The sequence below is a fragment of the Streptomyces ossamyceticus genome (assembly GCF_001418475.1).
GTDB classification, from domain to species: domain Bacteria; phylum Actinomycetota; class Actinomycetes; order Streptomycetales; family Streptomycetaceae; genus Streptomyces; species Streptomyces ossamyceticus.
Genome location: NZ_LIQX01000480.1, coordinates 1 through 24,157, shown reverse-complemented (window position 1 = coordinate 24,157; position 24,157 = coordinate 1). Strand labels below are relative to the sequence as shown.

The 24,157-nt window shown below is 71.3% G+C and carries 25 protein-coding genes; 10 read left to right on the top strand and 15 right to left on the bottom strand.

Annotated elements, in window-relative coordinates; all coding sequences use genetic code 11:
- Window positions 1-189: 189 nt before the first annotated feature.
- Both AOK15_RS30195 and AOK15_RS30190 read left to right on the top strand, forming a co-directional pair.
- On the top strand, window positions 190-1,443 hold the full coding sequence (locus AOK15_RS30195; protein WP_055521511.1) for an exo-beta-N-acetylmuramidase NamZ family protein: 1,254 nt from the start codon (window positions 190-192) through the stop codon (window positions 1,441-1,443).
- 133 nt (window positions 1,444-1,576) lie between these two features.
- Window positions 1,577-2,947: a hypothetical protein gene (locus AOK15_RS30190; RefSeq protein ID WP_055521510.1), complete on the top strand. Its 1,371-nt coding sequence runs from the start codon at window positions 1,577-1,579 to the stop codon at window positions 2,945-2,947.
- A gap of 39 nt (window positions 2,948-2,986) precedes the next feature.
- On the opposite strand, the gene AOK15_RS30185 is transcribed toward AOK15_RS30190, so the two are convergent.
- Window positions 2,987-5,845: a penicillin acylase family protein gene (locus tag AOK15_RS30185; protein ID WP_079058792.1), complete on the bottom strand. Its 2,859-nt coding sequence runs from the start codon at window positions 5,843-5,845 to the stop codon at window positions 2,987-2,989.
- 61 nt (window positions 5,846-5,906) lie between these two features.
- Here AOK15_RS30185 and AOK15_RS45275 point away from each other — a divergent pair, with 61 nt between their 5' ends.
- Both AOK15_RS45275 and AOK15_RS30180 read left to right on the top strand, forming a co-directional pair.
- Window positions 5,907-6,176, top strand: coding sequence for a hypothetical protein (locus AOK15_RS45275; RefSeq protein WP_157870414.1), 270 nt, complete (start codon window positions 5,907-5,909; stop codon window positions 6,174-6,176).
- Between the two features lie 15 nt (window positions 6,177-6,191).
- Entirely contained in the window at window positions 6,192-6,794 is a 603-nt protein-coding gene (locus AOK15_RS30180) for a hypothetical protein (RefSeq protein ID WP_055521508.1), read from the top strand.
- Window positions 6,795-6,905: 111 nt separating this feature from the next.
- Here the strand turns inward: AOK15_RS30180 and AOK15_RS30175 are convergent, their stop codons facing one another.
- Window positions 6,906-7,427 (bottom strand): hypothetical protein, encoded by a 522-nt coding sequence (locus tag AOK15_RS30175; RefSeq protein WP_055521507.1) that lies wholly within the window; start codon window positions 7,425-7,427, stop codon window positions 6,906-6,908.
- 135 nt (window positions 7,428-7,562) lie between these two features.
- Here AOK15_RS30175 and AOK15_RS30170 point away from each other — a divergent pair, with 135 nt between their 5' ends.
- On the top strand, window positions 7,563-8,639 hold the full coding sequence (locus tag AOK15_RS30170; protein WP_055521506.1) for an RNA ligase (ATP): 1,077 nt from the start codon (window positions 7,563-7,565) through the stop codon (window positions 8,637-8,639).
- Between the two features lie 44 nt (window positions 8,640-8,683).
- On the opposite strand, the gene soxR is transcribed toward AOK15_RS30170, so the two are convergent.
- From soxR to AOK15_RS30155, 3 genes are read right to left on the bottom strand one after another with little or no spacing between them, the layout of a single operon-like run.
- Complete coding sequence (gene soxR / locus AOK15_RS30165; protein WP_055521505.1) at window positions 8,684-9,184, bottom strand: redox-sensitive transcriptional activator SoxR; 501 nt, start codon at window positions 9,182-9,184, stop codon at window positions 8,684-8,686.
- A 10-nt stretch (window positions 9,185-9,194) separates the two neighbouring features.
- A complete protein-coding gene (locus tag AOK15_RS30160) occupies window positions 9,195-10,835 on the bottom strand; it encodes an IS200/IS605 family element transposase accessory protein TnpB (protein WP_055521504.1) in 1,641 nt (546 codons plus the stop codon).
- Complete coding sequence (locus tag AOK15_RS30155; protein WP_055521503.1) at window positions 10,828-11,403, bottom strand: IS607 family transposase; 576 nt, start codon at window positions 11,401-11,403, stop codon at window positions 10,828-10,830. Before AOK15_RS30155 ends, AOK15_RS30160 begins: the two co-directional genes overlap by 8 nt.
- A gap of 194 nt (window positions 11,404-11,597) precedes the next feature.
- Between AOK15_RS30155 and AOK15_RS30150 the strand changes: the two genes are divergently transcribed.
- The gene (locus AOK15_RS30150) at window positions 11,598-12,059 is read left to right on the top strand and encodes a MaoC family dehydratase (RefSeq protein ID WP_055521502.1); all 462 of its coding nucleotides are present in this window, start codon (window positions 11,598-11,600) and stop codon (window positions 12,057-12,059) included.
- A 103-nt stretch (window positions 12,060-12,162) separates the two neighbouring features.
- Here the strand turns inward: AOK15_RS30150 and AOK15_RS30145 are convergent, their stop codons facing one another.
- The 3 genes from AOK15_RS30145 to AOK15_RS47500 all read right to left on the bottom strand — a co-directional run bounded on the left by AOK15_RS30145 (window position 12,163) and on the right by AOK15_RS47500 (window position 14,185).
- Window positions 12,163-12,801, bottom strand: coding sequence for a polysaccharide deacetylase family protein (locus AOK15_RS30145; RefSeq protein ID WP_079058793.1), 639 nt, complete (start codon window positions 12,799-12,801; stop codon window positions 12,163-12,165).
- A 104-nt stretch (window positions 12,802-12,905) separates the two neighbouring features.
- Window positions 12,906-13,601, bottom strand: a complete 696-nt coding sequence (locus AOK15_RS30140) for a glycoside hydrolase family 11 protein (protein ID WP_055521500.1) — start codon at window positions 13,599-13,601, stop codon at window positions 12,906-12,908.
- 257 nt (window positions 13,602-13,858) lie between these two features.
- On the bottom strand, window positions 13,859-14,185 hold the full coding sequence (locus AOK15_RS47500) for an ArsR/SmtB family transcription factor (RefSeq protein WP_240508666.1): 327 nt from the start codon (window positions 14,183-14,185) through the stop codon (window positions 13,859-13,861).
- 213 nt (window positions 14,186-14,398) lie between these two features.
- Here AOK15_RS47500 and AOK15_RS42845 point away from each other — a divergent pair, with 213 nt between their 5' ends.
- Window positions 14,399-14,857, top strand: coding sequence for a CocE/NonD family hydrolase C-terminal non-catalytic domain-containing protein (locus tag AOK15_RS42845; protein ID WP_240508665.1), 459 nt, complete (start codon window positions 14,399-14,401; stop codon window positions 14,855-14,857).
- Between the two features lie 10 nt (window positions 14,858-14,867).
- On the opposite strand, the gene AOK15_RS30125 is transcribed toward AOK15_RS42845, so the two are convergent.
- The 3 genes from AOK15_RS30125 to AOK15_RS30115 form a co-directional block, all read right to left on the bottom strand.
- Window positions 14,868-15,494 carry a TetR/AcrR family transcriptional regulator gene (locus tag AOK15_RS30125; protein ID WP_055521498.1) on the bottom strand — a complete coding sequence of 209 codons (627 nt, stop codon included), beginning with the start codon at window positions 15,492-15,494 and terminating at the stop codon, window positions 14,868-14,870.
- Window positions 15,495-15,643: 149 nt separating this feature from the next.
- Window positions 15,644-15,931: a YiaA/YiaB family inner membrane protein gene (locus AOK15_RS30120; RefSeq protein WP_055521519.1), complete on the bottom strand. Its 288-nt coding sequence runs from the start codon at window positions 15,929-15,931 to the stop codon at window positions 15,644-15,646.
- Between the two features lie 97 nt (window positions 15,932-16,028).
- Window positions 16,029-17,180: an acyl-CoA dehydrogenase family protein gene (locus tag AOK15_RS30115; RefSeq protein ID WP_055521497.1), complete on the bottom strand. Its 1,152-nt coding sequence runs from the start codon at window positions 17,178-17,180 to the stop codon at window positions 16,029-16,031.
- Between the two features lie 63 nt (window positions 17,181-17,243).
- Here AOK15_RS30115 and AOK15_RS30110 point away from each other — a divergent pair, with 63 nt between their 5' ends.
- The 3 genes from AOK15_RS30110 (at window position 17,244) to AOK15_RS30100 (ending at window position 19,376) form a co-directional block, all read left to right on the top strand.
- Window positions 17,244-17,888, top strand: a complete 645-nt coding sequence (locus AOK15_RS30110) for a TetR/AcrR family transcriptional regulator (protein WP_055521518.1) — start codon at window positions 17,244-17,246, stop codon at window positions 17,886-17,888.
- A 54-nt stretch (window positions 17,889-17,942) separates the two neighbouring features.
- Window positions 17,943-18,248, top strand: coding sequence for a barstar family protein (locus tag AOK15_RS30105; protein ID WP_055521496.1), 306 nt, complete (start codon window positions 17,943-17,945; stop codon window positions 18,246-18,248).
- Between the two features lie 102 nt (window positions 18,249-18,350).
- The gene (locus AOK15_RS30100; RefSeq protein WP_055521495.1) at window positions 18,351-19,376 is read left to right on the top strand and encodes a DMT family transporter; all 1,026 of its coding nucleotides are present in this window, start codon (window positions 18,351-18,353) and stop codon (window positions 19,374-19,376) included.
- Between the two features lie 74 nt (window positions 19,377-19,450).
- Here AOK15_RS30100 and AOK15_RS30095 read toward each other — a convergent pair whose 3' ends face one another.
- The 4 genes from AOK15_RS30095 to AOK15_RS30080 all read right to left on the bottom strand — a co-directional run bounded on the left by AOK15_RS30095 (window position 19,451) and on the right by AOK15_RS30080 (window position 24,133).
- Window positions 19,451-20,809: an MFS transporter gene (locus AOK15_RS30095; protein WP_055521494.1), complete on the bottom strand. Its 1,359-nt coding sequence runs from the start codon at window positions 20,807-20,809 to the stop codon at window positions 19,451-19,453.
- A gap of 255 nt (window positions 20,810-21,064) precedes the next feature.
- Complete coding sequence (locus AOK15_RS30090; protein WP_055521493.1) at window positions 21,065-22,150, bottom strand: Zn-dependent alcohol dehydrogenase; 1,086 nt, start codon at window positions 22,148-22,150, stop codon at window positions 21,065-21,067.
- Between the two features lie 68 nt (window positions 22,151-22,218).
- Window positions 22,219-23,607, bottom strand: coding sequence for an aldehyde dehydrogenase family protein (locus tag AOK15_RS30085; protein WP_055521492.1), 1,389 nt, complete (start codon window positions 23,605-23,607; stop codon window positions 22,219-22,221).
- A gap of 112 nt (window positions 23,608-23,719) precedes the next feature.
- Window positions 23,720-24,133 (bottom strand): DUF3574 domain-containing protein, encoded by a 414-nt coding sequence (locus AOK15_RS30080; RefSeq protein WP_063799070.1) that lies wholly within the window; start codon window positions 24,131-24,133, stop codon window positions 23,720-23,722.
- Window positions 24,134-24,157: the final 24 nt, after the last annotated feature.

Genomic DNA, 24,157 nt, shown 5'->3' with positions numbered 1-24,157 from the left:
GGCTCATCGTCCGCCGCCAGACTAACCGGTCGGTATGTCGCGAGGAAGGGGTGCCGGGGCGCTGCCGTACGGGCGCGCGGGGAAACGCCCGACCGGCCGCGACGGACGCGTGGGCTACAAACCGCCCGGGGAAGCGCTTAGCTTGCAGGGACGCCGCTTCCCCCACTCCGCGCCCCGGAGGTCACCCCCATGCGCCTCTCCCGCCGCACCTTCCTCGCCGCCTCCACCACCACCGCGGCCGGCGCCGCCTGCGCCTCCACCGGCGGTGCGCCGCCCTCCGGGGAGACGGCCCCCTCGCGGCTGCGCACCGGCTTCGAGCGCCTGGCGGCCGACGGTTACCGGCTCCTCGACGGCCGACGGGTCGGCATCGTCACCAACCCCACCGGGATCACCCGCGACACCCGCCACATCGTCGACGTCATGCACGCCGACGACCGTGTGGAACTGACCGCGGTCTTCGGCCCCGAGCACGGCTTCCGGGGCACGGCCCAGGCGGGCGGTTCCGAGGGCCGCCACGACGACCCGGCGACGGGGCTGCCCGTGTACGACACGTACCAGAAGAGCGGCCGCGCCCTCGCGGACATCTTCACCGCCTCCGGGGCGGACACGGTCGTCTTCGACATCCAGGACGTGGGCGCCCGCTTCTACACCTACATCTGGACGCTGTACGACTGCATGGAGGCGGCCCGGCTCGCGGGGAAGCGCTTCGTCGTGCTCGACCGGCCCAACCCGGTGACCGGGCGGTCGGCGCGGGGCCCGGTCCTGCACAAGGAGTTCGCGACGTTCGTCGGGCGGCAGCCCATCTCGCAGGCGCACGGGATGACGGTGGCGGAGCTGGCACGGCTGTTCAACGGGGAGTTCCTGGAGGAACCCGTACCGCTGGAGACGGTGCTGATGTCCGGGTGGAGGCGGTCGCGGTTCCACGACTCGTCGGGGCTGCCCTGGGTGCCGCCGAGCCCGAACATGCCGACCCCGGACACGGCGCTCGTGTACGCGGGAACGGGTCTGTTCGAGGGGACAAACCTCTCGGAGGGCCGGGGCACCACCCGCCCGTTCGAGCTGCTCGGCGCGGAGGGCATCGACCGGCGGTGGGCGGCGGCCGCGAACGACCTGGGGCTGCCGGGCGCCCGCTTCCGGGAGGCGTACTTCACGCCCACGTTCTCCAAGTTCCAGGGGAAGACCGTCGGCGGCGTGCAGATCCACGTCCACGACCGGGCGGCCTACGACCCCGTGCGCACGGGGATCGGTCTGCTCGTCACCGCGAAGAAGGTGTGGAGCGGCTTCGCCTGGCGTCCGGACAACTGGATCGACAGGCTGACCGGGTCGACGCGAGTGCGCACGATGATCGACGCCGGGGCGGACACCGACGAGGTCGTGGCCGACTGGCAGGAGGACCTCGCGGCGTTCCGCAAGGTGCGCGAGGAGTATCTGCTCTACCGGTGACCCGGCCGGGGCGACGGTCCGCACCCCGGCCCCCGACATCCACGGGAAAGAGCCGTACGTGACGTATGGCCATCCTTCGCCGTTGGCAGGACCATGCGCCTGAGCGCACCAACGGGGCCGAAGGGGGCTCGTCATGACGGCTTCGGACATGAGTGTGACGCCCTACTGGGAAGTGACCTTCGACGCGGACGGTGACGTCGACACGGGTCAGCGGGACCGGCTGCTCGACGGGGTGGTGCGGCGCGGGGTGGTGGACCTCGTGGTCTTCGCCCACGGCTGGAACAGCGACCGTTCCGGGGCCACCGGCCTGTACAGCAGGTTCTTCGCCCCGTTCCCGGCGCTCGCCCCGTCGGCGCGGCTCGGCTACGTCGGGGTGCTGTGGCCGTCGATGCGGTTCTCGGACGAGCCGATCCCGGACTACCGGCCGGCGCCGGCCCTGACTCCCGCCCGTCCCGCGCTCGACAAGCGCACCCGGCACGCGCTGCTCGAGGTGTTCCCGGGCCGGGCCACGCTCGTGGAGCAGATGGCGCGGCTGCTGGAGCAACGGCCGGACGAAAGCGCCTCGTTGGAGGCGTTCGGCAGGCTCGTACGGCTGCTGGTGGAGGTGCCGCCGCAGGGGCCGCAGGGCGCGTTCACGGCGGACACGCTGGCCGAGGGCGTGCCGGAGGGCACGCCGGGGATGCTGTGCGGTCGGACGGCGGGGGTGTGCGCGGAGTTCGCGGCGGCGCTGGCGGAGGTCGAGGCGGCAGCCGACGCGGTGTCCGGGGAGCCCTCCGCCGCGTCCGCCAGTGGCCCCTCGGCCGTCATGACCGGTGCCGCCGTTCCGGGGCCGCAGCTGTGGGACGGCGCCCATGAACTGCTGCGCCAGGCGACGTACTTCGCGATGAAGCGGCGGGCCGGGACGGTCGGGGAGCGTGGGCTCGGGCGGCTGCTCGGGCACCTGGCGGAGCGGGCGCCGAACGTCCGGGTCCATCTCGTGGGGCACAGCTTCGGCGCGCGCCTGGTGTCGTTCGCGCTGCGGGGGCTGCCGCGCGGGGTGCGCACGGTCAAGTCGGCGACGCTGCTTCAAGCGGCGTTCTCGCACTACGCCTTCGCGGCCCGGCTGCCGCACGACCCCCGGGCGAGCGGGGTGCTGAACGGGCAGCAGAAGCGCATCGACGGGCCCCTGGTGTGCTGCCACTCCCGGCACGACTCGGCGCTCGGCACGATCTACCCGCTGGCGTCCCGGATGGCGGGCGACGCGCGGACCGTGCGGGGCCTGAGCGTGAACAGTCTGCTGGGCGCGAAGTGGGGCGCGCTCGGCCACGACGGGATCCAGGCGGTGAAGGGCACCCGCTCGTTCCCGCTGTCCGCCGCGCTCGCCGGACGGCTGCCGGCGTCCGGGTGTGTGAACGTCGACGCGTCGGCGGTCGTCCGGCGCGGTGGTGCGCCGTCCGGCGCGCACAGCGACATCTGTCACCAGGAGCTGGCGCGGATCGTGCTGGCGGCGGGCCGGGTCGTCTGACCGGCCCGCCGCCGCACGGGAGTCACCCCTCGCCGGTGGTCACCGGTGCGAGGTGAACTCCACGACCTGCTGGAAGGTCGGCCGGTTCTGCCAGCCGATCTTGCCGTGCTTGATGCCTCCCAGGGTCCGGTGGATGATCGCGTCGGCGCACCACTGGTCGCCCGCCGAGCAGGACGCGTCACCGGGGTAGACCTGGGCGGCGGTCTTGCCGGCCGCCTCCTTGAGGGTGTTGATCAGGAGGGTGCGGCAGGCGCTGAGGGTGCCGTCGCCGCAGTACTTCCGGCCGAGCGGACCCTGCACCGACTCACCGAGCACCGCGCGCATGTCCTTGTCGACGTAGCTCCACCAGCCGTACTGGAAGGAGCTGCCCGCGTGGGAGCCGGTCGGGCCGTGCGCGGCCGACGGGGACTCGTCGACCGGGAGGTTGGCGGTCATCGCGTCGTACAGCTTCGTGCCGAGGCCGGGTTCGAACTCGGCCTTCACCAGCAGCGGCCACCAGGCGTCCAGGATGCGGATCGCGTCGGCGTCGGCGTAGGTCTTCGAACCGGCGGAGGTCTCCGTGCGCTTCGAGCCCGAGGCGACCCACGACTGGAGCTTGCTGACGGCTGCCGCGGCGGCCGAGTCGGTGACGGGGCTGCTGTTGACGACCTTCAGCAGGTCGGGGACGACGTCCTCGGCGCGCAGGTCGACGAGGGCCGCCTCGGCCATGGCCTTGGTCAGGGAGGCCCGGGTGACCCCGCCGGCCGCGACGAGCCGCTTCACCCGGTCGTCGAGGAGGTTGCCGCGGTGGACGGAGCCGTTGCCCCAGGGCGCGGAGGGGTAGTCCTTGGCCTGCTTGTTGTTCCAGGAGATGTAGTAGTCCTGGTCGACGGAGTTGGGGTGCTCGGAGGGCGGGGTGTAGTCGGCGACGTTGGTGGCCGGGTTCCAGTTCCGCCACTCGTACGGGGCCCGCGCCCACGCGGGGAACTCGGCGTCGACGCCCGCGGCGCGCACCGGGTTGTCACCGCTGTTGTAGTACGCGGTGTGCTGGGAGTCGGCGTAGAACCAGTTGAAGGTGTAGTTGATGTTCTGGACGGCCTTCTGGAAGGTCTCGGGGCCCTTCACGTAGTCCGGGTCGTTCAGCATCTGGAAGCCGATGATCGACTCGGCCTCGTTCATGTACGAGGAGCGCAGGGTGGTGTAGGCGACCTTCTTGCCGCCGACCGTGGCGCGGTGGGTGACGGGGCCGTACTTGGTGCGCCAGACCTGCATGCGGTACGAGCCGGCCGCGGTGGAGTCGGCGGTGGTGGGCTTCCAGGCGTTGGTCTGCTCGACCTTCTCCATCGGCGTGCAGGTGCCGTGGTACAGGTAGTGGACGTCGTCCTGGCACAGCTCGACGGCGTACGCGTCGATGATGTCCTGGCCGGAGGTGGTGGCGCTCCAGGCGTAGTCCTGGCCGCGGCCGAGTTCGACGTACATGCTCAGGCCGGCGAAGGAGGCGCCGCGGGCGCTGAGGCCGGGGCCCTGGATCTCCTGGAGCATCAGCAGCTGCGGGGCGAAGTAGCCGGTCTGGGGGCCGAAGACGGCGATGGGGTGGCCGCTCGCGGTGTGCTTGCCGCCGACGACGAGGGCGTTGGACATTCCGCGCCGGGCGGAGCTGAGGGCGCTCTCGGTGGCCTTGGACGAGACGCCCTTGGAGGTGGTGCCGGCCGCGCTGCCGGTGCGGTCGTACACCAGGGGTTCCTCGGTGACCGCGCCGTTGTCGGGCAGGGCCATGCCCTGCGGGTCGGCGGGCTTGGTGGCGTAGGGGAAGCTGCCGTCGTGGACAGTCAGCGCGGCCTCGGGGTCGTTGCGCTCGCGGAAGGACTCCCAGACCTTGGTGCCCTCGGTGACGCCGTACTTCTCCTGGGCGGCGAGCAGGGACAGGGCGTTGTTGACCTCGCCGCCGCCGCCCGAGCCGAAGAGGGCGCCGATGACGGAGGCCAGGGCGACCAGGTCGGTGGCCTTGAACTTCTCTATGGTGCCGGCGTTGGTGATGGAGTCCTTGTGGCCGGTCAGGACGTACTCGCCGGGGAAGTAGCGGCCACTGTCGGAGGCGTCGATGTAGGCGTTGATGCCGTCGAGGTAGGCGTTGACGTCGGCGAGGGCCTGGCGGCCCCGGTCGCCGTTGGTGGCGACGGCCCTGTCGATCTGGGCCTGCAGATCGGCCTCGGTGTAGGGCGCGTGCCGCCAGAACTCCTGCTCCAGGCCCTGGTTGGAGGGGGCGCCGCCGGCGAACGGGGTGAGCTTGCCGCGGCCGACGTGCCGGAAGACGTCCATCAGCCACAGCCGGTCCTGGGCGGCGGCGTAACCGGCGCCGAACTCGGTGCCGTAGCGGGTGGTGCCCGTGATGTGCGGCACACCGGTCTTCTTGTCGCGGACGATCGTGACGTCGGTGCGTCCGGCGGGCTTCAGGGTGGAGGCGACCTGGTCGGAGGCGACGCCGAACGACGCGTCGTTGAAGAAGGTGTTGATCGTGGTGTTGGTGAGCCCGGTGTACCCCTTGGCGAGGTTGTTGTAGGGCCCGAGTTGGTTGCTCGCGTTCTCCGGCATGCTGCCGAACGCCTGGTTGAGCAGGATCTGCGCGAGGGTGGCGTTGCCGTTCTGGCCCGGCGGCAGGATGTCCGAGCACTGGCCGCCGCAGTAGTCGTTGGCGGCGGCCGCGGCGGCTTTGGTGTCGGCGGTCGCGGCGGCTTTGGTGTCGGCGGTCGCGGCGGCTTTGGTGTCGGCGGCCGCCGCCTGGGCAGCCGGGGAAAGAGGGGACAAAAGACCGGCAACGAGTGCGCATACGGAGGCGGCCTTGAGGAACTCCGGGATTCGACGGGGAGTTCTCACTCTGTCCGGTGCGTTAGGTGAGATGCGTGGGGTGTGCCAGGGCATGGCAGCTCCTCCCGAAGGGGGGTGGGGCCGGATGTTACCGCCGGTATCCCCTGCTTCGAAAGTGAACATGCGTCATGTTTTCGGAGCCGCCCACGGCCGCACAGGTGACGGACAGCGTGAACAGGTACTCAGAAGGAGTCGTAAGCAGGAAGAAGAAGTCGGCAACGGTCAGACGCAGGCAGGAACGGTCCATGAACGGCTCAGTAGACGACTTATGGGGGTCATCGGAAATCGGATGGAGCCGAATCGCGTGTCGATACGTCTATTCGGCGACGTCGCGCGACGTTCCGAGGACGACGCCGAAGTGACCGAAGTGCAGGTGCAGGTGTGACGGAGGTGCAGGGCGATGGCCGGTTTCCGGAGTCTGGCAAGACAGGTGCGCGATCCACGGTGTGATCTGGCACTGCGGCGTTATTCGCTGCGCAAGTGCCTGGAGAGGTTCGCCCCTTATGGGCATCGGGCGACCTGGGACCACTTGTGTTCCCGGGCCGGGTTCGGTCCCGAGGACCGCAACCCCGATCCAGCGCGGCTCGTGGCCGCACTGGACGAGTTGGAGGAGGCCCGCTCCGTCTGGCTCGACTACGAAGTGCAGTTCGCGCAGCGCCGCAAGAAGGAGAAGCACGACGGGCTGCGCAGGCCGGGCAGTGTCGACGACTGGCACCGGCTGACCTGGGGCGGTTTCGGTGTCGCCTGGTGCGACGACCCGAAGGTCCACCCCGACGAACCCCTCGCGGAGGTGCTGCGCCGGCTGATCGCCGCGCTGGAGCGCGAACCGGGCTCGACCTGCCCGGTGTGCGACGGCGAGCGCCTCGTCTGGAAGTACGACCTGGCCCATGAACCCTCCGCGGGCCCGGTCTGCACGGAGTGCGGAATCGTGGTGCCGCGCCCGGTACTGACACCCGAGGCCCTGGCCGGGACCAGGCGCGTTCGGATGCTGGTGTCGGCGTAGCACGGCGGGGGTGCGCCGGGGATGCCGCACCCCCGTGCCGTTACGGCGTGACGGCCACGTGTCCCGACCTCGCGCCGAGGACCGCGGCCCCCCGCGGTCCGGTGCCGTCGGCTACGGCTCCTCGACATCGGTGTGGATGGCGAGCTTGAACTCGGCGAGGGTGAGCGGCGTGGAACGTCTGGTGTCCCCCAGCCCACGCGCCGACACCTTCAGGCCGATCGGTGTGCCCTTGCTCACGAACATCTGCCACAGATACGTGCGGAACTGCCCGCCCCGGGTCAGGGCGCTGTCGGTGGTGGCCGTGGAGTCGTACCGCTTGTCGGTCATGTCGAGCGGGTCGCGCACGAAGCGTGCCCGGTACTCCAGCGTCTTCGGGTCCGCCTCCCAGAACACCATCGCGGAGAGGACCCCCCAGCCGTCGTGGCTGGGCCAGATCAGGCCGGATCGCAGGTCGGGGAACTCCGACGGGGTGTCACCGCCGTTGGCCGGATCGTGCATGTTCCACGGGTCGTACGACTCCTCCGACACGCCGTAGGGGAAGCGCACCAGGTGGTAGCCGTCCGGGTCGTAGCTGACCCGCTGCGCCCCCGAGCGCGCGCTCTCCCACTTCAGCGAACATATGACGACGCTCATCGACGTTCCTCTTCGTACCGGGCCTGGCGCTCCGCGGCGCGTGACCTTATCAGCAGCAAATTACGTCGCTCCACCCCTTTCCCGTAAGGCCAGTTGGGGTCGATGAAACCCAGCTGAGCGCCCGAGGAGTACCCGATGTCGACGCTGCGCGTCACCGCCGAAGTGCTGACGATCCATGAACACCCCAACGCCGACGCCCTGGAACTGGCCCAGGTGGGCCTGTACCGAGCCGTGGTGGCGAAGGGTGCCTTCCGCACCGGTGACACCGCCGTCTACATCCCGGAGCAGTCCGTGCTCCCGGCCGGCCTGATCGAGGAGCTGGGGCTCACCGGACGGCTGGCCGGCTCCGGGGCGGACCGGGTGAAGGCCGTACGGCTGCGGGGCGAGCTGTCGCAGGGCATCGTGTGCCGGCCGAAGGCGCTGGCCGACGTGGATCTGACGGCGGCGGTCGCCGAGGGCACCGACTTCGCGGAGCGGCTCGGCATCGTCAAGTGGGTGCCGCCGATCCCGCCCACGATGAGCGGCGAGGTGGAGTCCGCGCCGGATCTGCTGCCCTGGGTCGACATCGAGAACATCCAGCGCTACCCGGACATCTTCACGCCCGGTGAACCGGTGGTCCTCACCGAGAAGCTGCACGGCTCGGCCTGCCTGATGACGTATCTCGCCGAGGACGGCCGCGTCCAGGTCTCCTCGAAGGGCTTCGGCGCCAAGTCCCTCGCGCTGAAGGAGGATCCGCGCAACCTGTACTGGCGCGCCGTCCACGGCCACGGGGTCCCCGACGTCGCGGCCCGGCTCGCCCGACGGCTCGGCGCGCGCCGGGTCGGCGTCTTCGGCGAGGTGTACGGCGCCGGGGTGCAGGACCTGACGTACGGCGCCGACGGTCGCCGCGAGAGCCTCGGCTACGCCGTGTTCGACGTCTCCGCGGAGATCGACGGCCGCCTCCGCTGGCTGGACACCGCGGAGCTGACCGACCTGCTCGACGGTGAACTGCCCCTCGTACCCCGGCTGTACGAGGGCCCGTACGCCGTCGACCGGGTCCTGGAGGTCGCCACGGGGCGGGAGACCGTCTCCGGGCGGGAGATGCATCTGCGCGAGGGCGTGGTGATCCGGCCGGCCGTCGAGCGGTACAGCCCGGTGACGGGCGGACGGGCCATCGCGAAGGCGGTCAGCCCGGCGTATCTGACCCGCAAGGGCGGCACCGAATACGAGTGAGCAAGCCTGTGCCGGGTCTTCGGGCCCGCGGGGCCTTCGGGGCACTACTCGGCGGCCGAGCGGCTCTGCGGCTCGGCCGCCGGGGCGGTGCGGTGCTCGACCATGAGCCGGGAGCCGGTCTGTCGTTCGCCGAAGGCGTCGTCCGGGTTGGACAGCACACAGGTGGCCAGGGACAGACAGCCGCAGCCGATGCAGTCGGTGAGGTGGTCGCGGAGCCGGTTGAGCTGCTTGATCCGTTCGTCGAGCTCGGAGCGCCAGGCCTCGGACAGATGCGCCCAGTCCTCGCGGGTGGGCGTGCGCTCCTCGGGCAGCTCGGCGAGCGCCTCACGGATCGTGGCGAGCGGGATGCCGACCCGCTGCGCGGCCCGGACGAAGGCGACGCGGCGCAAAGTGTCCCGGCTGTAGCGGCGCTGGTTGCCCGCGGTGCGGCGGCTGCTGATCAGCCCCTTGGACTCGTAGAAGTGCAGGGCCGAGACGGCGGCACCGCTACGGGCGGACAGCTGGCCGACGGTCAACTCGTGGATCTTCTCAGGAATCTGGGGCACCCCTCCGAGCCTACCCACCGTTCCTGATCAGTGAGTGGAGTGAGTCTTGAACCCATGCCTGCTCACTGCGGACATCCCGAACGGTGTTGGGTGTCCTGGTCGCCCGCGTACTCGCCGCGTCCGGCGGCACGGATCGTGTCCGTGGTCCGGGGATGCGGGGGCGGGGTTCCTCACGCCCAGGGGCACGCCGGTCGGCCTGGACGGTCCGATGCCCGTACACATCGCTCTGGTGTGCACGGGGCGGTGTCGTCCGTCGCCGGATCGGGTGTCCCTGGGCGCGTCGTCCGATCGCGATGCTCGCCGCATCGTGCCGGGTGGTCCTACGGGTGGGGCCGGTCATCGGTTTCTGCCAGTGCTGGGCGCCCCACTTGCTGGTGTAGGCCGGGTCCACGGCGATGATCGTGATACCTGTGGCGTCGGCCATGGAGGTCAGCCGGGCGCGTAGCCTGCCGGTCGGCATGCCGGAGATCAGCTGCCGGAACCGGCGCTTGTGCCCGTGCTTCTCTCTGGTCTTTTCGGCCTGGAAGTCGAGGTCTTCGACCGCGATGGCGTTGACGCCGCAGGTCTTGGCCCAGTTCAGCAGCCGTGTGAGGGCATGCCTTACCTGGGCGTCGCGGTGCGGGGCGCCTGCGGACAGGTCGTAGAAGAACCGGCGCGGCCGGCCGACCGGGTTGCCGTGCGTGTCCAGGCGCCATGCGGCGAGATGGTCGGCGTTGGTGTCCACGCCGATCACGCCATCGGCGAGGGCGGCTTCGAGCGGGACGGTCTGGGTGGGTGGGATCTGCCAGGCGGCGTCCACGTACCATCGCCCGCGTCCGGTGTCGTGGTGGATGCGGTAGGCCACGGCCCGGTTGGCTTCCACGCGGTCGGCCCACTCCTGCCCCCGGTGAGGGAAGCGTGCCTTCCCGGCAAGTACGTACCGGCCGTGCCTGGCGTTCGCCAGGTGGGCGAGCGGGGCCGGGAGCTTGATCGATATTTCGCCCTGGGGCGTGATGCGGATCGTCTCGTTGCCGAACCTTTTCCCCGACTCACCGTCCGCTTGGAGGAACCAGCGCCTCGCTTCCCACCGCTCGCGCCACCCGGTCTCGGTGAACTGCGTCTTGTCGAGGTGATGACGAGTGCCCAGCAGGCGTTTACCGCCACGCACGACGTGCACCCGGCCCGCTTCCCGGTCGGCCCGAACGTGCTCCAGCCGGTCCTCCAGCACATGCAGCCGTCGCGTCTTGTGAAACCGCTCGTGCGCGCAGCGGTAGCCGCCCGGAGCCCGCTTCGTTCCCTTCTGCCCGACCGGCAGCGACAGCCGGTGCCGGATCGTCGTGATACCCGCTTCGAGGGACTGCACGTGCGCGGCCTGGCCGCGCCGGGCGAGCGCCCACTGGTCATGCGTGGCCTTCGTGATCGACCCGGCCCACCTGGACGACGACTGGGCTGTCAGGTCCCGCTTACGGGCCGCCCATGACTCGATGGAGTGCTCCAGGCCATCGACACAACGCGCTTTGAGGTCCTTCGAGGCGAGCGAGCCCAGGTGCGCACCCACCACGCGCAGAACCTTCTCGTCTGCGGGCGTGAGGTCCTTCAGCCGGGCACGGATCGCGACACCGGACGGGCCGGGAGCGACGAACGGCGCGGCGATCAGGCGGAGGTCAGCCATGCTCGGCCGCTTCCAGTGCCCTGCGCGCCCGGTTCTTCGCCGACCCGCGCCCGTACACGCGGGCGCAGAACGAGGTCAGCACCTCCACCATGTCCCGCACCAGGTCGTCTTCGACCTCGCCGTCGTCCAGGACCAGCAAGCGACGGCCCGTCGCGGACAAGGCGGCCTCAACAAGCTCGACGTTCATCCGGCCGAGCCGGTCCTTGTGCTCCACCACCACACAGGTCACCTGCGGGTCGGCCAGCAGACGCCGGGCCTTGAACCGGCAGCCGTTCATCCCGGAAGCGATCTCCGCCTCAACACGAACGACTCGGTGACCGGCCTGCGCCGCCCACGCCGACAGCCGGGCGACCTGGCGTTCCAGATCGGTCTTCTGATCGTGCGAGGACACGCGGGCATATAGGCCCAGACCGCCGATGGCCTCGGGCGTGGTGTTCGCGTCGATGTTCACCAGGATCGTGCGTGGCCCGACCCGCTGAGCCGGAACCGGCAACGTCCCCTCACGGAACCAGCGATACGCGGTCTGCGGATGCACGCCCTGCGTCTTCGCCCACTCCGTCAGATTCACGCTCTGACAACGACACTCACTCACACATGGTTACGCTCAATTAATCGACCTTGCGGACCAGCAGCTGGAGACCCCGGGCGGTGCCGCCGTCCGTTGACAGGAGTCGCCCGCCCGACCATGCTAAGCAGTTGCTTAGGCATATGGGACAGGGTTGACGCGGATGCGGTGGCATCCGGGATGCGGGAGGCCGGGACATGGCAGAGCCGAGGATCTTCACGTCCGCCGAGGAGCTGAAGGCGGCGGTGGGCGAGCAGCTGGGGCACAGCGACTGGCTGGAGGTCGACCAGAAGCGGATCGATCTGTTCGCGGAGGCCACCGGCGACCACCAGTGGATCCACGTCGACCCGGAGAAGGCGGCCGCGGGACCCTTCGGCACGACCATCGCCCACGGCTATCTGACCCTGTCCCTGCTGCCGTTGCTCGTGCCGCAGGTGCTCAAGGTCGACCACGTGAAGATGGGCGTCAACTACGGCACCAACAAGGTGCGTTTCCCCGCGCCCGTCCCCGTGGGCTCACGGCTGCGGGCGACGGCGACCCTCCAGGACGTCACGGAGGTCGGTGGCGGTGTGCAGGTGACCGCCGCGGTGGTGGTGGAGCGCGAGGGCGGGGACAAGCCGGTGTGCGTGGCGGAGTCCGTGTCGCGCTACTACTTCTGAGTCGGTGATGTGGCGCGGCGGAGGTGAGAAGCCGCCGCGCCACGGGTACCGCTGTTCGCACCGGTCGGGCGTCGCCCGCCGGGGCGCACCGCCGTCACCGGGCTCAGGGAGCCACGGCGCGTCCGGTCTGGGGCGAGATCCGCCCGGCGCACAGGCCGCGGGCGGCCAGCGTCTGGGCGATGCGCGGGATCGCCGCACGCGTGTTCGCAGGCCCGTCGTGCATGAGGATGACCTGCCCGTTGGTGAGCCGGCCGACGGACTGCACGATCGCGTCCGCGCTGGCGTTGTTCCAGTCCTGCGAGTCGATGTTCCACAGGATCTCGGTCAGGCCCCGCCGGGCCGCGACGGACTTCACCGTCGCGTTGGTGTCCCCGTACGGCGGCCGGAACAACTGCGGAGTGCCGCCGCCCGCGTTCGCGACGGCCTGCTGGGTGCGGGCGAGCTCCGAGTCGATCTGCGCCGTGGAGAGCCGGGTCAGATACGGGTGCGTGTAGCTGTGGTTGGCCACCCACATTCCGGCGGACACCTGGGCGCGGACCTGGGCCGGGTTGGCCGCCGCGTTCTGGCCCGTGTTGAACATCGTGGCCCGCAGCCCGTTCTGGCGCAGCGCGTTGAGGAGGGTCGAGGTATTGCCGGTCGGGCCGTCGTCGAAGGTGAGTCCGACGTACCCGTTGCAGGCGGCTGCCCCGGCGGCCCCCGCCGGTGCGGCGGCGCCGGCGGTGAGGGCGCCCACGGCGGCCATCACGACGGCGGCCGGGAGCGCCACCAGGGAACGTAAGGACCGGGGTCGGGAGGGCCGGGCCGACGGACGCGCCGTCGACGGTGCGGGGAACGGAACGGTCATCGTCAACCGCCCACCGTGATGCTGGAGTTGCCGCTGCTCTGATAGCCCTCCGTCGCCATGATCATGTAGTAGCGGAAGTTGCCCAGGGGCATGCCGGCACGGCCCCAGGCGTCGAAGTGGTTGCCGGTGGTGATGCTGCCGCCGGTCCGCCTCTGCTGACGGACGCTCCAGTACTGATCGAAGGTGCGGTTGCCCTCGACGGACGGGGCGTTGTACCGCGTCGTCCGGTAGATGTCGTACGTGCCGCCGTCGCTGTTGACCGTGCCCCGGTAGGTTCCCGTGGGCCGGTAGGTGCCCCAGTTGTCGACGATGTAGTACTCGACGAGCGGGTTGGACGTCCAGCCGTAGAGACACAGGTACGCGTTGCCCGACGGGTTGAAGCTGCCCGAGTAGGTCACCGTCCTGCGGGAGCCGTTGCTCCAGCCCTTGCCGCAGACGAAGTTGCCGGTGTTGCGCCAGGAGGTCCGGTAGGCGCCCCCGTTGGCCAGCGTCATGGAGACGGAGCCCGGGGAGTCGGTCCAGAACGAGTAGTAGAAACCGCTGTTGGTACCGGTCTGGTTGCTGGTGACGACCGTGTCGGCGTGGGCGGTGCCGGGCAGTGCGAGCGTGGTCGCGGCGGCCAGCGCGGTGGCGCCGACGCCGCCGAGGAACAGCCTGCGGCTGGGGGTGCCGGGCACGGGTGCGGGTGCGTCGTTCATCTGGCGTGCTTCCTCCCTCTCGTGGGGCCCTGTCACGGGGGAGTGTTGAGCTGACCCTGTCAACTGTCAATGGTTTCGGCAATGATTCCGAAACATTCGCCCTGCGGAATTGACCAAAGAAGTGCCGTACTACCTGCTCAGAAGCGGTTGATACCACCCAGAAGAAATGCTTTCCTCAAGACCTCGAAATGCGAAGATCAAAAGTCCGACTCATACTCTTCGAATGTTTCGAAGATTGCGCCGAACCATGCCGTCGGTCATCCGGCCACGGTGGCGAGGACGTCGTCGCCCAGGCGCCGGACGACGTCCGTGGCGAGCCGGTGGCGTACGAGCTTGCCGTCGCGGGTGGAGCGCACCCGACCGGCGTCCCGCAGGGTGCGCAGGGCCCGCGAGACCTGGGGTTCGGTGGAGCCGAGCCGGGCGGCGAGCTCCGAGGTGGTGATGGGCTCGCCCAGCAGATGCCGGCACAGCTCCATCCGTGCGGGCGAGGTCAGTGCCATCAACCGGTCCCGCAGGTCCCGCAGGTCCCGCAGGCTCAGCTGGTCGGCGGGGGCGGTGCCCTGGGCCGGGTACTGGACCACCACGCACGACGCGTGTTCGTACCTTGACCGTCAGATGGGGCCACACCCGAGCAGAAGGAACAAGCACGACGGGGCCACCTTCACCTCGTCGATCTGCGGCTTGTCCAGCCGTACCCGCTCCCCCGGCCACACCCGGACGGCCGTCGGGAGCAACCGGGTGAGCAGGTCCGCGGGCGACCGGGTGGCCAGTCGGCGCCCCGTGACCCGGTCCCCACCATGGGGGGCCAGGTCACCTCGGGAGAGCCGGTGATGACCGGTGGGGCGTACGACCAGAACGCGCCGGACGCTCGGGCGTTCGGGGCGCGTGCGCCGTATCTGCCGCTGGACTCCCGCCCGGACGTGATCAGCCTCAGCACCCCGCCCCTGGAACGGGACGTGGTGCTGGCCGGCCCGGTGTGGGCGAGGCTCCACGTGTCCAGCACGGCCCCGGACACCGACTTCACCGTCAAGCTGATCGACGTCCACCCGCCGAACGCCGACTATCCGCACGGCTCCGCGATGAACCTCACCGACGGCATCGTCCGCTGCCGTTTCCGGCATTCCCCCGAGCGGCCGGAGCCGCTCGTTCCGGGTGAGGTCCACGAGGTCGAGGTGAGGGCCCCCGACACCGCCAACCGCTTCGCCGCCGGTCACCGCATCCGGCTGGACGGGGGAGCTGCCGGGCTCGTGACGTGAGGGGGCGTACCTACTTCGTGGCGCGCACCATGCGCAGGACGAGGTCGGCGTAGAGGGCGCCCACCTCGTCGGGGGTGCGCGGGCCGTTGACGTTGAACCAGCGGGCCACGTCGATGCACAGGGAGAGGACGGCCACCGTGGTGCCCTTGACGTCGGGCACGTCGAAGTCGCCGGCGGCGACGCCGTCCTGGATGATCCGGCGGACCTCGGCGTCGTTCTGGCGGCGCAGGGCGACGATCTCGGCGCGGGCGTCGGGGCCCAGCGCGTCGAGTTCGTACTGCACGACACGGGCGACGGTGTGCTGCCCGGCGTGCCAGCGGACGAAGGAGCGGACCGCCTCGGCGAGGCGGTCGGCCGGGGTGCCCTCGGAGTCGGCGGCGGTGCGCAGGACGTCGAGGGCCTTCTCGTGGCCGATGCGGCTGATCCGGTGGAGCAGCTCTTCCTTGGTCTTGTAGTGGATGTAGAGCGCGGCCGGGCTCATGCCGGCGCGGCCCGCGATGTCACGGGTGGTCGTGGCGTGGTAGCCGCGCTCGGCGAAGGCCTCCACGGCGGCCACCAGCAGCCGTCGGGCCGCGTCCGGGCTGACCTCGCCCCACGGCTGCGGCTCGCCGCCGGCCGTCTCCTCCGCCGTACTCATCGATCGTTCGCCCCTTCCCGTGGCTGGGCACCACCATACCGCCGAAGGTGAGCGAGCGCTTAGAGTGCCCGCTCAGCGGGGTGAGCGGGCGGGACGCGACCGTGCGGGGCGAGCAGCCGGGCGCCCGGCGCGCACGGCGGTGCGGGGCGTCAGAGCTTCTCGAAGGGGTCGTGCTCGGCGAGGAGCTTCTCCAGCCTGGCCTGGTCGACCCGGCTGACGATCTGCCCGGCCTCCTGCCGGTCGCGGATCACCTTGGACAGGGTGAACGCCGAGGTCACGAGGTACAGGACCGCGATGGCGAGGAAGGCGCGGACCCAGACGTCGGCGTCCAGGTTGTAGATGCCGACGCCGGTGGCCGCCATGGCGACGGCGAACGACGCGACGGCCTGCCCGTAGAAGGCGGCCGTGTTCTGCTGCTTGACCGGTGTCTCACTCATGGGGACCAGGGTCGACGGATGTGGGGCGCGCCACATCCGTCCGGATACTCAGTCCGGGACCGCACCCGGTACTCAGAACTCCCGCGGCCCGCGGCGCTCAGAACGCCGACACCCCGGTCAGCGCCCGCCCGATGAGGAGCTTCTGGATCTGGCTGGTGCCCTCGTACAGGGTCATCACGCGGGCGTCGCGCAGGAGTTTGCCGACCGGGTACTCGTCGATGTAGCCGTAGCCGCCGAAGACCTGGAGGGCGTTGTTCGCGGCGCGGACGGCGGCCTCGGAGGCGAACAGTTTGGCCTTGCTCGCCTCGGTGGCGAAGGGCAGGCCCCGGTCGACGAGGTCGGCGACGCGCCAGGTCAGCAGCCGGGCGGCGTCCACGTCGACCGCGATGTCGCTGAGGAGTTCCTGGACGAGCTGGTGGTGGGCGATCGGACTGCCGAACTGCTCGCGCTCGCCCGCGTACCGGACCGCCGCGTCCAGCGCGGCCTGGGCGATGCCGACGCAGCCCGCGGCGACCGACATCCGGCCCTTGGCGAGCGCCGACATGGCGACGGTGAAGCCCTTGCCCTCCGGGCCGAGCACCGCGGAGGCGGGGACGCGGACACCCTCCAGGACCAGTTCGGCGGTGGCCTGGCCGCGCAGGCCCAGCTTGCCGTGGACGGTGCGGCGGGCCAGGCCGGGGGTGTCGGTGGGGACGAGGAACGCGGTGACGCCCTTGTGGCCGGGAGCGTCGGTGGAGCGGGCGAAGAGAAGGACGACATCGGCCCAGGTGCCGTTGGTGATGAACATCTTGGTGCCGTCGAGGACGTAGTGGTCGCCGTCGCGGACCGCGCGGGTGGCGAGGTTGCCGGCGTCGGAGCCGGTGCCGGGCTCGGTGAGGCCGAAGCACCCGACGTACTCCCCCGCCGTCAGCCCCGGCAGCCAGCGCCTCTTCTGCTCCTCGCTCCCCCAGGTCGCGATCGTCTTGGCGACCAGGCCGAGGGAGACGGAGACGATGCCGCGCACGGAGGAGTCACCGCGGCCGAGTTCCTCGGTGACCAGGCAGTACGCGAGGTGGTCGCCGCCACAGCCGCCGTACTCCTCGTCGACGGTGAGCCCGAGGAAGCCGACGTCGCCGAGCTTCTTCACGATCGAACGGTCGACGCTCTCGGCGCGGTCCCAGTCCACGACGTGCGGGGCGATCTCGCGCTCCACGAAGTCCCGGGCGAGTCGGCGGACGGCGGTCTGCTCCTCGCTGAGCTCCAGGTTCACGGCGGCTCACCCCTCCTTTAATTATCACTGCTAGTTTAATGACGCACCCCTACTATGTGCGCCATGGCCCGACCGCGCAAGCCCCTGCTGAGCACCGACCGCATCGTGGAGACGGCACGGCACCTGGTCGACACGGAGGGGCTGGCGGCCCTGTCCACCCGGCGGCTCGCGGCCGAACTGGGGGTGAGCGGGCCGTCGCTCTACAACCACTTCCGCACCAAGGACCAGATCCTGGAGGCGGTCGCCGACTCGGTGAGCGCGCAGGTCGATCTGTCGATGTTCGAGGACGGGCGCGACTGGCGTACCGCGCTGCACGACTGGGCGCTCTCCTACCGCGGTGCGCTGCGCGACCATCCGAACATCGTGCCCGTCCTCGCGCGGGGACCCGGCCGACGGCCCGCCGGACTGCGGGTCGCCGACGCGGTCTTCGGCGCCATGGTCGACGCGGGGTGGCCCGCGGCGCAGGCCACGTCCATCGGGGCGCTGATGCGGTACTTCATCATGGGCTCCGCCCTCGGGTCGTTCGCCGGGGGTTTCGTGGACGACGAGAGCGCGTACGACCCCGCGGACTACCCGCATCTCGGTCAGGCCCATCTGCTGGCCGAACAGCAGGAGAAGGTGGACGAGCGAGCGTTCGAAGCGGGCCTCAACGCGCTGCTGGAGGGCCTCGCGGCACAGTACGAACGGGTGGTGCGGCAGGGATCCTAGAGCTGTCTCGTCGCACCGTCGACCGGCCCGGTGGAGGTTGGTTACTCTGCTTCGATGGCGAAGCAGACGGAGTCCCAGCTCGTGGTCGACCTGCGAGGACGGTCGATCGAGACGCTCGACGACTTCTGGGACGCCGTCGCCGAGCCCTGCGGATTGCCGGAGTGGTTCGGCCGGAACACGGATGCCTGGCGGGACACCATCCAGACGCGAGGCATCTCAGAGGTCGTCGACAGCCACGACGTCCTCGTCGTCCACGTGGACAAGAAGGGCATCTTCGCCGAGCGCAACCGTGAGGCACGGGCGCTGCGCGGCGCGTTCGCGGGACGGCAGTCGCGGCTCGTGGTGCACGAGCGGCCCTGATCACGCCGCGGTCCTTCCACCCCACCCGGGCGGCGGGCCCCGCCGAGTTCGGCGTCCGAAAACCGCGAGCCACCGTGCGGCGGCCCGCCTAGCCTCGGGGGCATGGCTGAGAACTCCCGGGTCCGTCCCGCCCGTCGTGCCGAGCTGCTCGCCGGTGGGGCCGCCCTCGTGACCGTCGTGCTGTGGGCGTCGGCCTTCGTGTCCATTCGCAGCGCCGGGCAGGCGTACTCGCCGGGGGCGCTGGCGCTCGGCCGGCTCGCGTCCGGGGCGGTGGCGCTCGGGCTGATCTGGGCGGTACGGCGGGAGGGCCGGCCGCCACGGGCCGCGTGGCGGGGGATCGCGGTGTCCGGGGCGCTCTGGTTCGGGTTCTACATGGTCGCCCTGAACTGGGGCGAGCAGCAGGTCGACGCGGGTACGGCCGCGCTGGTCGTCAACATCGGCCCCATCCTGATCGCCCTGCTCGGCGCCCGTCTGCTGGGCGATCCGATGCCGCCCCGCCTGCTCGCGGGCATGGCGGTGTCGTTCGCGGGCGCCGTCGCGGTGGGTCTGTCGATGTCCGGCGAGGGCGGTGCCTCGGTGCTGGGCGTCGTGCTGTGCGTGCTCGCGGCGGTGGCGTACGCGGGCGGCGTGGTCGCGCAGAAGCCCGCGCTGGGCTCGGCGAGCGCCCTCCAGGTGACCACCTTCGGCTGTCTCGTCGGCGCGGTGCTGTGCCTGCCGTTCGCCGGGCAGCTGGTGCGGGACGCGGCCGACGCGCCGCTCTCCGCGACCCTCAACATGGTCTACCTGGGCGTCTTCCCGACCGCGCTGGCGTTCACGACCTGGGCGTACGCCCTGGCCCGTACGACCGCGAGCCGGATGGGCGCCACCACGTACGCCGTGCCCGCGCTGGTCGTCCTCATGTCATGGCTGGCGCTCGACGAGGTGCCGGGGCCGCTCACCCTGGCCGGTGGCGCGCTGTGCCTGGCGGGTGTGGCCGTCTCACGGTCCCGGCCGCGGGCCGGAGCGGGGGCCCCGGGTGCCGCGGACGGCACGGCGGTGACCGGTGCGGACGAGGTCGCGGCGGTCGCGGTGGCCGTGGCTCCGGACACGGTTCCGGAGCCACGACCCGAGCGCGATCGGACCTCCTAGGCCGGGGCGGACGGGCCTGTGCGCCCACGGCCCGGCGTGGACGGGCCTGTGCGCCCACGGCCCGGCCGACGCGGCTAACCGACCTGTTCCGCCGGCTCCGACGCCTGGGGGGCCGGCTCGGTGCGCGCGCTCGCCCGGCGGGCGAGGACCCTGATCGACAGGAGCGCCACCACCGAGAGCGCGATGATGTACGCGGACACCGCCATCGACGTGCCGGTGGCCTCCAGCAGCAGCACCATCAGGAACGGCGCGAGGCCACCGCCGAGGACCGCCGCGATCTGGTAGCCGAGCGAGGCACCCGTGTACCGCATCTCGGGCGTGAACAGCTCGGCGAACAGGGCGGCCTGCGGCCCGTACATGATGCTGAGGAAGCAACTGGCGACGAAGGTGCCGACGGCCAGCCACACCAGGGAGCGGGTGTCGATGAGCAGGAACAGCGGCACGGCCCACAGGGCGATGCCGGCCGCACCGAACGCGTAGATCCGGATCCGGCCGACCCGGTCGGAGAGAGCCGCGGCGGCGGGGATCAGGACGAGCTGGGTGAGGCTGACGCAGAGCGAGACGGCGAGGACCGCGCCGCGCCTCATGTCGAGTTCGCGGGTGGTGTAGTCGAGGACGCCGGTGATGAGGATGTAGAACGTCGCGGTGTTCACGGCGAAGGAACCGCCGGCGAGGAAGACCGTGCCGAGGTGACCGCGGAGGATCGTCCTGAGCGGCGAGCTCTTCTCACCCTTCTCCTGCTCCGCCAGCTTCCGTTCCGCCGCCCGGAACTCTGGGGTCTCCTCCACATGGCGGTGGATGTACCAGGCGAGGACGAGGACGAACAGGCCCACCAGGAAGGGCACGCGCCAGCCCCAGGCGGTGAACGCCGCGTCGTCGGTGGTCGCGCCCACCACGAGGAACATCGTGTTGGCGCTCACCACGCCGATCGGCACGCCGAGCTGGACGAAGCTGCCGTACACCCCGCGCTTGCCCTCGGGGGCGTACTCGGTGGCGAGCAGCATCGCGCCGCCCCACTGGGCGCCGACGGCGACGCCCTGGGCGACCCGGAGGAGCACGAGCAGGACCGGAGCGGCGATCCCGATCGTGTCGTACGTGGGAAGGAGACCGATGCCGGTGGTGGCCAGGCCCATCAGGGTGAGGGCCAGGACCAGCATCGGCTTGCGGCCGCGCTTGTCACCGAGGTGACCGGCGACGATGCCGCCGAGGGGGCGGGCCAGGAAGCCGACGGCGAAGGTGGCGAACGCGGCGAGGACGCCCGCGGAGGAGCTGCCGGCGGGGAAGTACAGGTCGCCGAGGACGAGGGCCGCGGCTATGCCGAAGACGAAGTAGTCGTACCACTCGACCGCCGAGGCGAGGGCCGCGGCGGTGGCGACCTTGCGGCGGTGGCGGGGGTCGGGCTGCGGGGGACGGGGAGAAGGAGCGGTGTCCATGCGTGCACACTCCGATGGGTGCGGGGACGTTCCGGGGAACGTACTGACCGGACGGTATGTCGGTCAACGGTTGTGCACGGGTGGGTTCGGTTCTGGGGCGCCTCGTGGCTCGGGGGTGCGCGTGGTTGTCGGCGGGTACGGGTGCGTCGTGGTTGTCGCGCCCACGCGGCGGAGCCGCATATGTCACCGCCCCGCGCCCCTGACGGGGAACTGCGCGAACAACCCCCACGCACCCGCACGTACGACGTACGTCGGTCAGAACGTCACCACCGCCCGGCCCCCCTTGCCCGCGCGCATGTTGTCGAAGGCGACCGGGATGTCGTCCAACGAGATGCGGTCCGTGACCAGTGAGCCGAGGTCGAGGCGGCCGGCCCGCACGTGGTCGGCCAGGATGGGCAGGTCCCGCGCCGGGTCGGAGTTGCCGTACACGCAGCCGGACAGGGTGCGGCCCCAGTGGAAGATCTCCAGCGCGTTGAAGGTGACCTGCTGCTCCTTGCCGCCGATCCCCACGACCGTCGTGCGCCCGCCCCGCCGCGTGGACTCCCAGGCCGTACGGATTGTCACCGCCCTCCCCACGCACTCCACGGCGACATCGACCCCCTGCTTCCCGGTCAGCGCCCGGATCTCGCGGACGGTGTCCTCGGAGGCGACGACGAAGTCCGTGGCCCCGGCCGCTCGCGCCAGTTCCTCCTTCGCCGGGGAGACGTCCACCGCGACGATGCGCGAGGCGCCCGCGATCCGCGCCGCCTGGAGCGCCGCGAGGCCCACTCCGCCCGCGCCGAACACCGCGACGGTCTCGCCGTCCCGCACCCGCGCCGAGTGGTGCACCGCCCCGTACCCGGTCAGGACGGCACAGCCGAGGAGCGCCGCGTCGGTGAGCGGGATGCCGTCCGGGGCGGGGAGCACGCACCCAGCCGCCACCACCGTCTCCTGCGCGAACGCGGCCACGTTCAGGCCGGGGTGGAGGTCCGTGCCGTCGGAGGCGCGCCGGGCGTACACGTTGCCCACGCCGGCCAGCGCGTTCGCGCACAGCCACACCTCCCCGAGCGAGCAGGCGTGGCAACTCCCGCAAGACGGGGCCCAGTTGAGGACGACCCCGGCGCCGGGCGAGACATGGGTGACGCCCTCCCCCACGGCCAGTACCGTCCCCGCGCCCTCATGGCCCAGCACGGCGGGCACCGGCACCCGCATCGTCCCGTCGGACAGCGACAGGTCGGAGTGGCAGACCCCGGCGGCGGCGAGCCGCACCCGGACCTGGCCGGGCCCGGGCTCCGGCAGCTCGATCTCGGCGATCTCCAACGGCGCCCCGACAGCGGGCAGTACGGCGGCTCGAACGGTCATGACGGAACGACTCTCCTAGCAAGGCAACGGGCGACGGCAGCGACAACCGGCAGGCGCTGAGACTGGGACTAGAACTGGAGGGACTTGGTCTGGAGGTACTCGGCCAGGCCGTGGGCGCCCAGTTCACGTCCCACCCCCGACTGCTTGTAGCCACCGAAGGGCGCCCGCGGATTGAAGCGGCCGCCGTTGATGTCGACCTGGCCGGTGTCCATGCGGCGGGCGAAGGCCACCGCCTCGGCCTCGTCGGCCGCCCAGACGGCACCGGCGAGCCCGTACACCGTGCCGTTGGCGATGCGCAGGGCGTCCTCCTCGTCCTCGTAGCGGAGGACGGACAGCACGGGGCCGAAGATCTCCTCCTGGGCGACGGTCATCTCGGGGGTCACGTCGGCCAGGACGGTGGGCCTCACGAAGTAGCCCTGCTCGCGCGGGGATTCGGGGCCGCCGGCGGCCAGCCGGGCGCCCTCGGCGAGGCCCTTCTCGATGTATCCGCGCACCCGGTCCCGCTGCTTGGCGTTGACCAGCGGGCCGAGGCGGTCCCCGTACTTCGCGGCGGCGGCAGCGGCCAGCTCGACCGCCTCCTCGTACCGCGAGGCGTGCACCAGCATCCGGGTCCAGGCGCTGCAGGTCTGGCCCGAGTTGGACATGACGTTGGCGACGCCGACGTTGACCGCCTTGGCGAGGTCGGCGCTCGGGAGGATGACGTTGGCGGACTTGCCGCCGAGCTCCAGGGCCACCCGCTTGATCGCCGCACCCGCGGTCGCGCCGATGCCGCGGCCGACGGCCGTCGAGCCGGTGAAGGACACCATGTCGACGCCGTCGTGCGCGGCGAGGGCCTGCCCGGCGACCGCGCCGAGACCGGTGACCAGGTTGAACACCCCCGCGGGCACGCCTGCCTCGTGCACGGCCTCCGCGAACAGCTGGGCGACGAGCGGGGTGTCCTCGGCGGGCTTCAGGACGACCGTGCAGCCCGCCGCGAGCGCCGGGGCGACCTTGGCGACGATCTGGTGCAGCGGGTAGTTCCAGGGGGTGATCGCGCCGACGACGCCGATGGGCTCGTGGAACACGGTCGAGTTGCCGACCTTCTCCTCGAAGGCGTGCGTCGCGGCCAGTTCGGCGTACGAGCCCGCGACCGCGATCGGCAGGTCGGCGTGCACCTTCTGCGAGAACGGCAGCGGCGAGCCGAGCTCCGCCGTCACCGTCTCGGCGATCTCCTCCCGGCGCGCGGCGAGCGCGTCCCGCAGCGCGCCGATCACCGCGCCGCGCTCCGCGGGCGGCGTGGCGGCCCAGCCCGGCAGGGCCGCCCGTGCGGCGTGTACGGCGGCGTCGACGTCCTCGGCGGTGCCGGCGGGGACCCGGCCGATCACCTGCTCGTCGACCGGGTTCACCACCTCGATCGTGTCGGTGCCGGCGGCGGGCCGCCAGTCGCCGCCGATGTACATGCCGTCGTGTGCCTTCATCGTGGTGCCTTCCAGTGCGCCGCCGAGTGCTTCGCACCAAAAACTAGCTCTGATAGTTTTCCGGCACCAGAGCGGAGGGCTGTGACGACCGCCCCCCTCCGGAGGGGCTGCCTCAGAAGTCGACGCGTGTGCGGTCGTCCACCCTGGCCACCGCCTCCTGACCGAAGGCCTTCCGGTAGTCGACGCGGATCTCCTCGATCTTCCGGTCGCCGGCGGTGGCGGCCGACACCGGGTACAGCAGAGTCAGCTCGTACGACCGCTCCGTCTCGATGACGCCGTTCGCGTCGCGCCACTGGCCGCGCCCCTGCTGCACGGTGAGCCCGTCCGGGAAGCCGGGTGTGACCTCCTGGTCGACGAAGTCCATGAACTCCTCGTCGGTGACGGTCGGGCCACCGTCGGGCCGCTCCGTGCCGAAGAACAGCCGGGTCTCGATGTAGGGGGCCCCGCGCCCGGGCGCCACGACGGGACCGGAGGAGACGTCGTCGGCGAGGGTGGCGTACGCCGTCGGGGCCGCCGCGGCGAGCAGACAGGCGGCCCCGACGGCGTACGC